The 9202-nt window shown below is 64.8% G+C and carries 8 protein-coding genes; all 8 read right to left on the bottom strand.

What is annotated here, in order from left to right:
- Positions 1-157 precede the first annotated feature (157 nt).
- The gene (gene ileS, locus ACIBJI_RS39895) at positions 158-3325 is read right to left on the bottom strand and encodes an isoleucine--tRNA ligase (protein ID WP_364353213.1); all 3168 of its coding nucleotides are present in this window, start codon (positions 3323-3325) and stop codon (positions 158-160) included.
- A gap of 294 nt (positions 3326-3619) precedes the next feature.
- Positions 3620-3820 (bottom strand): hypothetical protein, encoded by a 201-nt coding sequence (locus tag ACIBJI_RS39890; RefSeq protein ID WP_062988683.1) that lies wholly within the window; start codon positions 3818-3820, stop codon positions 3620-3622.
- 87 nt (positions 3821-3907) lie between these two features.
- Positions 3908-4771, bottom strand: coding sequence for a DivIVA domain-containing protein (locus tag ACIBJI_RS39885; RefSeq protein WP_364353218.1), 864 nt, complete (start codon positions 4769-4771; stop codon positions 3908-3910).
- Positions 4772-4851: 80 nt separating this feature from the next.
- Positions 4852-5142: a YggT family protein gene (locus tag ACIBJI_RS39880; RefSeq protein ID WP_040688811.1), complete on the bottom strand. Its 291-nt coding sequence runs from the start codon at positions 5140-5142 to the stop codon at positions 4852-4854.
- A gap of 124 nt (positions 5143-5266) precedes the next feature.
- Positions 5267-6043 carry a cell division protein SepF gene (locus ACIBJI_RS39875; RefSeq protein WP_364353221.1) on the bottom strand — a complete coding sequence of 259 codons (777 nt, stop codon included), beginning with the start codon at positions 6041-6043 and terminating at the stop codon, positions 5267-5269.
- 105 nt (positions 6044-6148) lie between these two features.
- Positions 6149-6898, bottom strand: a complete 750-nt coding sequence (locus ACIBJI_RS39870; RefSeq protein ID WP_364353224.1) for a YggS family pyridoxal phosphate-dependent enzyme — start codon at positions 6896-6898, stop codon at positions 6149-6151.
- A complete protein-coding gene (pgeF, locus tag ACIBJI_RS39865; RefSeq protein WP_397088192.1) occupies positions 6895-7590 on the bottom strand; it encodes a peptidoglycan editing factor PgeF in 696 nt (231 codons plus the stop codon). Before pgeF ends, ACIBJI_RS39870 begins: the two co-directional genes overlap by 4 nt.
- Before the next feature lie 315 nt (positions 7591-7905).
- The gene (ftsZ, locus tag ACIBJI_RS39860; protein ID WP_364353231.1) at positions 7906-9147 is read right to left on the bottom strand and encodes a cell division protein FtsZ; all 1242 of its coding nucleotides are present in this window, start codon (positions 9145-9147) and stop codon (positions 7906-7908) included.
- Positions 9148-9202 lie beyond the last annotated feature (55 nt).

Genomic DNA, 9202 nt, shown 5'->3' with positions numbered 1-9202 from the left:
CCACAGTCTATTGTGGGCGGGGATTTGTCACACCACAAAACCCAAACACCAAACCCCCACCTTTTTATAAAAACCACCCCACTAACCACCTGGCCGGGGGGGGGGGGGGGGCCCCCCCCCCCCCCCCCCGACCACCTCGTTCCAAGGAACGGCCGTATCAGACCTTCGCGATCGATACCCGCACACCACCGACGATTTCGGCGGCATCCGCGCCCGGATCACCGAAAGTCAGCTCGGTGGCCAGGATTTCGCCCGCGATGAGGTCGCGGTGGGTCTGTGCCCAGACCTGCTTATCGGCGGGCACCGCGAGCACCACGGTGATGCGATCGGATACCGCCAGCCCCAGGGACTTTCGCGTCTCCTGCAGATCGCGGATCACATCGCGGGCCCAGCCCTCGGCCTCGAGTTCCTCGGTCACCACCGAATCGAGCACGACCAGACCGGCATTGCCGGGCAGGGCCGCGGTGGACTCCGGCTCGGCCGCGACCAGGCGCTGGGTGTACTCCTCCGGCAGCAGTTCGATGCCCGCCGCGGTGACCACACCTGCGGCGTTCTCGGACCATTCGCCCGCCTTCACCGCCTTGATCACCGTCTGCACATCCTTGCCGAGGCGCGGGCCGGCGGCCCGTGCGTTCACAACCAGCTCGAAACGGCCGTGCACGGCGACATCGGTGGTCAGGTCGACCTTCTTGACGTTCACCTCATCGGCGATGATGTCGGCGAACGGCCGCAGCCGCTCGGCATCGGGCGCGGCGATAGTGACCTCGGCCAGCGGCAGGCGCACCCGCAGGTTCTGTGCCTTGCGCAGGCTCAGCACCGTCGAACAGACCACCCGGACCTCGTCCATGGTGGCGACCAGATCCGGATCCTGCGGCAGCTCACCCTCCTTGGGCCAATCGGCCAGATGTACCGACTGCTCGCCGGTCAGCCCGCGCCAGATCACCTCCGAGATCAGCGGCAGCAGCGGCGCGGCAAGCCGGGTGACGACCTCGAGCACCGTATGCAGCGTGTCGACAGCATCACGGTCTTCCTCCCAGAAGCGCGAACGCGACCGGCGCACATACCAATTGGTGAGGGCGTCGGCGAAGGAGCGCAATTCCTCGCAAGCGCCCGCGATGTCGTAGACCTCGAGCGCCTCGGTCATCACGTCCTGGGTCGCGGCCAACTTGGCCAGGATGTAGCGGTCCAGCACATGCTGCGAATCGGTGCGCCACACACCGGTTTTCGAGGCGTAGAGCTGCAGGAAGGTCCACGCGTTCCACAGCGGGCGCAGCGCATGGCTGACTCCCTCGCGGATGCCGCGCTCGGTGACGATGAGATTGCCGCCGCGCAGGATCGGCGAACTCATCAGGAACCAGCGCATCGCATCGGAGCCGTCCCGGTTGAACACCTCGTTCACATCCGGATAGTTGCCCTTGGACTTGCTCATCTTCAGTCCGTCGTCACCGAGCACGATGCCGTGCGCGGCAACGGTTTTGAAGGCCGGGCTGTCGAACAGCGCGGTCGAGAGCACGTGCAGGGTGTAGAACCAGCCGCGGGTCTGCCCGTTGTACTCGACGATGAAATCGCCCGGGAAGTGGCTGTCGAACCACTCCTTGTTCTCGAACGGGTAATGCACCTGGGCATAAGGCATCGAGCCCGACTCGAACCAGCAGTCCAGCACCTCCGGCACCCGGCGCATGGTCGACCTGCCGGTCGGATCATCGGGGTTCGGTCGGGTCAGCTCGTCGATCATCGGCCGGTGCAGATCGGTCGGGCGCACACCGAAGTCGCGCTCCAACTCCTCCAGCGAGCCGTAGACATCGGTGCGCGGATAGTCCGGATCATCGGAGACCCACACCGGGATCGGGCTGCCCCAGTACCGGTTACGGCTGATATTCCAGTCTCGTGCACCCTCGAGCCACTTGCCGAACTGTCCGTCGCGGATGTGCTCGGGCACCCAGGTGATCTGCTTGTTCAGCTCGACCATCCGGTCGCGGAACTTGGTCACCGCGACGAACCAGGACGGCACCGCCATGTAGATCAGCGGCTGACCAGAGCGCCAACTGTGCGGGTAGGAGTGCTCGATCGTCTCGTGCCGCAGCAGCTTTCCGGCCGCCTTGAGATCCTTGATGATCACCGGATTGGCATCGAAGACCATCAGGCCCTCGTACGGCGGCACCATCGAGGTGAACTTGCCGCCCGGATCCAGCGGCTGCACGAGTTCGATGCCGTTGGCGGCGGCGACATCCATATCCTCCTCACCGAAAGCCGGTGCGAGGTGCACGATTCCGGTGCCGGACTCGGCGGTCACATAGTCGGCGGTCAGCACGCGATGCGCATTGGGATGACCGACGAAGAAGTCGAACGGCGGGTCGTAGGATAGATCCGCGAGAGCCGCGCCGTCGAACTCGCCGAGCACCTCGGGCTGGTCGCCCAATTCACGGGCGTAATGCGAGACCCGTTCGGCGGCCAGCAGATAGCGCTTCCCGTCGCCGACGCGCACATGCACGTAGCGGAAATCGGGATGCACGGCGATCGCGAGGTTGGATGGCAGGGTCCACGGCGTGGTGGTCCAGATGAGTGCGTTGGCCCCGTCGAGTTCGTGCAGCGGATGCTCGCCCGGCACGCGCAGCACCATATCCACGGTGACGGCCGGATCCTGGCGCATCTTGTAGGCGTCGTCGAGCCGGGTTTCCTGATTCGACAGCGGGGTCTGCTCGTACCAGCTGTATGGCAGCACCCGGAAGCCCTGGTAGATCAGGCCCTTCTCGTGCAGCGACTTGAACGCCCACATCACCGACTCCATGAAGTCGAGATCCAACGTCTTGTAGTCGTTGTCGAAGTCCACCCAACGGGCCTGACGCGTCACATAATCGCGCCATTCTCCGGTGTAGCGCAGAACCGAAGATTTACAGGCCGCGTTGAATTCCGCGAGACCCATAGCATCGATCTGTGATTTGTCCGTGATACCGAGCTGCTTTTCCGCTTCGATTTCCGCGGGCAATCCGTGACAGTCCCAGCCGAAACGTCGATCGACCCGCTTGCCGCGCATCGTCTGGAAACGCGGCACGAGATCCTTGACATACCCGGTGAGCAGATGTCCATAATGTGGCAAACCATTGGCAAACGGCGGCCCGTCGTAGAAGACGAACTCCGCTGCACCCGAACGGTTCTCGATACTGGCGCGGAAGGTGTTGTCGGCGGCCCAGGCGTCCAGGACCCGACGCTCCAGGTCGGGGAAAGATGACCCGCTGCCGGTTCCGTAGCGACTGCTTGCAGGTCGCTCGAAAGGGCCTGCCAGATCGACGCGCGGGTATGCGCTGCTGGAAGGTTCGTCCGCCATCGCGGATACGTCTCCTCGTGCCGCCGCGCCGTGGCGCGTATGTGTCAGCACGGGGACGATGACGACGCCGGTTGCGTCGAAACCGCGGTACCACCCCGCTTGTCCGGGCGGCGCGCCGATCCGCGCGACCAACCAGGACCTCTCGTTTCGAGCTGTGACGGGCTCGCCCGTTCGGTTCTACTGAGTGCGGTGTGCGCACCGTTCTTCCGAAGGCTCCCCGGTGATGGCCGGATCTACGCCGATTACATGTTTGATTCTAACCAGTACGGTCAAACCAGTTTGTTGGGCCCACAATTACCGTTTCGCATGCCGACCAGGCGGCGGCGCGGAATCACCCTCGGAGCTGCGCATGGAAAGCGCGCTCACCAGCAACAGCACAGCACCCACGATGCAGATGAGGATGCACCCCCAGGCCCATAGCACCGACCCAGTGGTCAGCGCGGCCACGAGCAGGGCGAACCCGATCGCGGCAAGGACCAGCGTCAAAACGAGCATATTTACCCCCTAGGCATGCCAGGCGGCTCGGCGTACCTCTAGTTACTCAAACAGCAACTACAGCGGAGATATCTCTCTACCACGAGATTACTTGGCGCCCTTGGCGAACGAGGCGGGAGCGAGATTGTTCGCGGTATTGGAGTCGACGAAGGCCTCGCCGCCATCCACCGGCACCGCCGAGCCACGGTTCTCCAACTCCTCGAGCTGGGACTCCAAGTACGACTTCAGTCGCACGCGGTACTCCCGCTCGAAGGTCTTGAGCTGCTCGATTCGGCTCTCCAGCACGCTGCGCTGCTGGGTGATGGTGGCCATGATCTCGGTGTGCTTGCGCTCGGCATCGGCCTGCAGCGCGTCGGCCTTTTCCTTGGCCTGCCGTAGCTGGTTGTCCGAACGGGTCTGGGCATCCGAGAGCATCGCATCCGACTTCTGCCGTGCATCGGCGATCATCGCCTCCGAGCGGGTTCGCGCGTCGCCGACCAGGCGTTCGGAGTTGGCCCGGGCATTCGACAGCAGGTTCTCCGCTTCGAGCTTCGCATCGCTGGTCAGCCGGTCCGCCATCTCCTGGGCGAGGCTGAGCACCTTGGCCGCCTGCAGATTCGCATCCGCGCTCGGCGCATCCTTGGCTACCGGGGCCGCGACCGGCATCGGAGGCGGCGGCGGGGCCTGTTGCACCGGTGGCTTGATGGGTTCGGGCGGGGGCGGCGGGGCTTGCTGGACCGGTGCTTTCACTGCGGCGGCATTTGCCGGACCACGATTTTTCTTGGCGTCGGCCAGTTCCGCATCGAGTTCAGCAACCCGCTGGCGCAGGTCAGCGTTCTCCTCGATCAGACGCGAGAGCTCCTGCTCCACGAGATCCAGGAAGGCGTCTACCTCATCCTCGTTGTAGCCGCGCTTCCCGATCGGTGGTTTGCTGAACGCGACGTTGTGCACATCGGCTGGGGTCAGCGGCATGGAAGGATCCCTTCACGCGTCTTTTGGAGATCTAGCAGATCTAGCAAGCTATCTTCTCGGTTCATTCTGTCACACCAGGGCTACCCGTCGGCGTGGCCGCCCACAAACGTCATCGAGATGAAGACGACGAAAAGCAGGACCATAATCGACAGATCGAGCCGAATTCCTCCCAATGACACCGGTGGTATCAACCGCCTCAGGAGTTTCACCGGAGGATCGGTGATCGTGAAGATCACCTCGAGGATGACGACGACGAAGCCGCTCGGGCGCCAGTCGCGGGCAAAGCTGCGGATGAACTCCACGATCACTCGGCTGATCAACAACAGCCAGAAGATGAACAGTACGAAGTAGAGCACCGCAAACAAGGCCACGATCTCACTCTGCCCCAAAATCCGCGTCGCGCAAAGTGACCACACCGCTAGCGACTGCTTGTAGGTCGCTCGAAAAGGTCAGCCCCATACGCAACGGGTCTAACAGAACCCCCGGATCACAGTGCTATTTCTGGTTGTAGAAGCCGGTTTCGGCGATCCTGCGACGTTCTTCGGCCGAGACATCGACATCGGCCGGTGAGAGCAGGAACACTTTGGTCGCGACCTTGTCGAATGAGCCGCGCAGCGCGAAAGCGAGACCGGCGGCGAAGTCGACCAGCCGCTTTGCGTCGGCATTGCTCAGATCGACCAGGTCCATGATCACCGGGTTACCCTCGCGGAAGCGCTCACCGATGATGCGGGCCTCGCTGTAGTCGCGCGGGCGCAGCGTCGTGATCTTGGACAAGGGACCTCCGTCCTCGAAGATCCCCGGCCGACGTGCGGGCGCGGGCTCGGGGCGCACGCGCTCCTCCAGTCGCCGCTCCTCGGCCTCGGGATCGACGGCGAGCGCACCCCTGGTGGCTCCCCGCAACATCGGCGCGCTGCCGCCCGCACGGAATCGCGACGCGCCCGGCGCGGCATCGATCCTGGTGGGACGGGGCCGCGCGTCATAGCGGTCGTCCACGTAGGGCTCTTCGACGTAGTCGTCGCGCCGAGACACCGGATATCCCGCCTTGTACGGCGACTTGTACGCCGGCTCAGCGTAATCCGGCTCATCGTCGTAGCGGTCTTCGGCATAGCGGTCCGCGCCGTAACCGGCGCGCTCGGAATAGTCACGGGGCCGGGGACGACGTGAGCCGCGCTCGTCCACACCCCGGGGGGCCGGCTCGGCGACATAGTCGTCTTCGTAATCCTCGAGCGGAACCATGCCGAAGTACGCCTTGAACTTGTGCAGCGTGCTCATTTCATAGACCTTCCTTCGGCCCCGGTGGCGGCCGGGTGTTGAAGTCTTGCTCAGTCCTCTCCAGTCCCAGCATATGTGTCGAATGTGACTGATGAGGTTTCTTTGCTACGCCGAGGTTATCGGTCGAGCGCCCATCAAGGCGGTACCGACACGCACACAGGTAGAACCGTGTTCGATTGCCGATTCCAGATCGCTGGACATGCCAGCGGACAGTTCGGCCGCTTCGGGATGATCCGCGCGTACCAGGGCATGCAAATGCGCAAGGCGTGCAAAAGCATCGTCCGGAACGGCGTCGAGCGGGGGAATCGCCATCAGGCCCGCGAGCTGCAGTCCCGGCGCGGTCGCCACCCGATCGGCCAGTGCCGCAAGATCTTCCGGGGCGACCCCACCACGACCCGGATCCTCGTCCAGGCTCACCTGTACCAATACGCGAACCGGTTCGCCGCGCTCGCCCGCGTCCAAGGCGGCCCGCGCCGCGGTGTCAAGGGCCGTTGCCAGGCGTTCGCTGTCGACCGAGTGCACCGCATGTGCCCAGCGCGCGACGATCCGCGCCTTGTTGCGCTGCAGCCGACCGATCATGTGCCAGCGCACCTCCGCGAGGTCGGTCAGTTCGGCGACCTTCGCGGTGGCCTCCTGCTCCCTGGACTCACCGAATTCCCTGCAGCCCAAGCGATGCAGGATGGCGATATCGGTGGCCGGGAAGAACTTCGTCACGGGCAGCAGCCGCACCGAGTCCGCAGCACGCCCGGCCGCATGACAAGCCGCGCCGATTCGCTTGTTCAGATCGGCGAGATTCGCCGCGAGTTCGGCGGTCCGGCCGTCCATTGCCTCGGCCGCAATGGATTCGGTACTCATGTGTCCGCCTGCATCCAGATGACACCGGCGATGCGCCCGGTCGGCGCGCCGCGGCGATGACTGAACAGCGTCTTGTCCTCGATCGTGCAGCGCGGATCGATGGCCACCCCGCCGATTCCGGCTTCGGTGAGCTGTCTGCTGATTCCGGCCCGCAAGTCCAGTGCGGGGGTGCCGCGCACGGTGGTTGTCGCACTGCCGGGCAGATGCGCCTCGACATCGGCGCGCATCGCGGCGGGCACCTCGTATTGACGGCCCGATGCGGCCGGGCCGAGGAAGGCGCCGATCCGTTCGATGCGGGCACCGGCCGAAACCATTGCGTCCAGTACCCGCGGCACGATGCCGATGCGCGCGCCGATTCGCCCGGCGTGCACGGCCGCGATCACACCGGCTTCGTCATCGGATAGCAGGATCGGCACGCAGTCCGCGGTGAGCACCACCAGTGCCAGACCCGGCACGGTCGTCACCAATGCGTCGGTGGCCGCTACTGGTGCATCCCGTGGCCCATCAATGATTTCGACATTGCGCCCGTGGATCTGTTCCATCCACACGAGCCGATCCGGTGTCAGGCCGATACCCCGGGCCAGCCGGTCCCGGTTCCGCTGCACGGTCGCCGGGTCGTCCCCCACATGATCCCCGAGATTGAACGAATCGTATGGCGGCGCCGAGAAACCGCCCGCCCTTGTGGTCGTCACTCGTCGAACGACTCCCCCGCCTCCCCGGAACTTTTGCCGGTCGTCGTGCACGTCGACGGCGCCGTCGCGGGCCGACGGTCGTGTGCCCAGCTGGGTGCTGGACGTACCCGCCGAGTTACCCATGTGCTCCCCCGCCTCCCCGAGTCTTTTGCCGGTCGTTATGTGCCTCGGCAGTACTCGACCGGTCCGGCGGTTGGCGGAGTGGCTGAGCTTTGGGTGTACCCGATGAGTTACCCATGTACGAACGAAATCTGTCGTTGCTTTGGCATACCGCCAGTCTGCCAGCCCAGGCGACCGAATCGTGCGAACGGCGGCCTAGCGACGCATGAACGACGGCACGTCTACATCATCGTCGTCGTCATCGGAATCCGGCGGGTCGATATGCGAGCGCGTGTTGTGCGTGACCGTCGGCTCGGCCAGCGTGCGGGCCCGTTCGGAATCCCGGTAGCTCGGCACCGCGCCCCGGGTGGAGCCGGTTTGACCTGCGGCGGAAGCGGTTTCGGTGCGCGCGGCGGCGGCGATCTCACTGGCCCGGCTACTCTGGCCGATCTCACCGGCCCGAGCCGAACCGATCGCGCCGCGCCCCGCCTCGAAGGTGCGCCGGGCCGGGCCGCCGCCATCGAAACCGGCCGCGATTACCGTGACGCGAACCTCATCGCCGAGGGAATCGTCGATGACGGTGCCGAAGATGATATTCGCCTCGATATGCGCGGCTTCCTGCACCAGCGAGGCCGCCTCGTTGATTTCGAACAGACCCAGATCCGAACCGCCCGCGATCGAGAGCAGTACGCCGTGCGCACCGTCCATCGATGCCTCGAGCAGTGGCGAATTGATCGCCGATTCGGCGGCCTTGACCGAACGGCCCTCGCCGCGTGCCGAACCGATGCCCATCAAGGCGCTGCCCGCGCCGGACATCACGCTCTTCACGTCGGCGAAGTCGACGTTGATCAGACCCGGGGTGGTGATCAGATCGGTAATGCCCTGCACACCGTTGAGCAGTACCTCATCGGCGGAACGGAAGGCGTCCATCAGGCTGACCGCCGCATCGCCGAGCTGCAGCAGCCGATCGTTCGGGATGACGATGAGCGTGTCGCAGGATTCGCGCAGCAGGTTGATGCCCACCTCGGCCTGGTTGCCACGGCGCTTGCCCTCGAAGGAGAACGGCCTGGTGACCACACCGATGGTCAGCGCGCCGAGTTTGCGCGCGATGCTCGCGACGACCGGCGCGCCACCGGTACCGGTGCCGCCGCCCTCACCCGCGGTGACGAAGACCATGTCGGCGCCCTTGAGCACCTCTTCGATCTCGTCCTTGTGATCTTCGGCGGCCTTACGCCCGACCTCCGGATCGGCACCGGCGCCGAGACCGCGGGTGAGCTCACGGCCGACGTCGAGTTTGACGTCGGCATCGCTCATCAGCAGCGCCTGCGCATCGGTGTTGACCGCGATGAACTCGACTCCCTTGAGTCCCTGTTCGATCATCCGGTTGACGGCATTCACACCGCCGCCGCCGATACCGACGACCTTGATCACAGCAAGGTAGTTGTGCGGGGGCGTCATGGGCTCTCGCCTTCCTTCGATCTAAAGTCTGTCGTTTTCGAATTCTCGACATTCG

The sequence above is a fragment of the Nocardia sp. NPDC050408 genome, assembly GCF_044458905.1.
In the GTDB taxonomy this organism is placed as follows: Bacteria; Actinomycetota; Actinomycetes; order Mycobacteriales; family Mycobacteriaceae; genus Nocardia.
The sequence above is the reverse complement of the archived record's forward strand: the minus strand, read 5'-3'. Positions and strand labels throughout refer to the sequence as shown.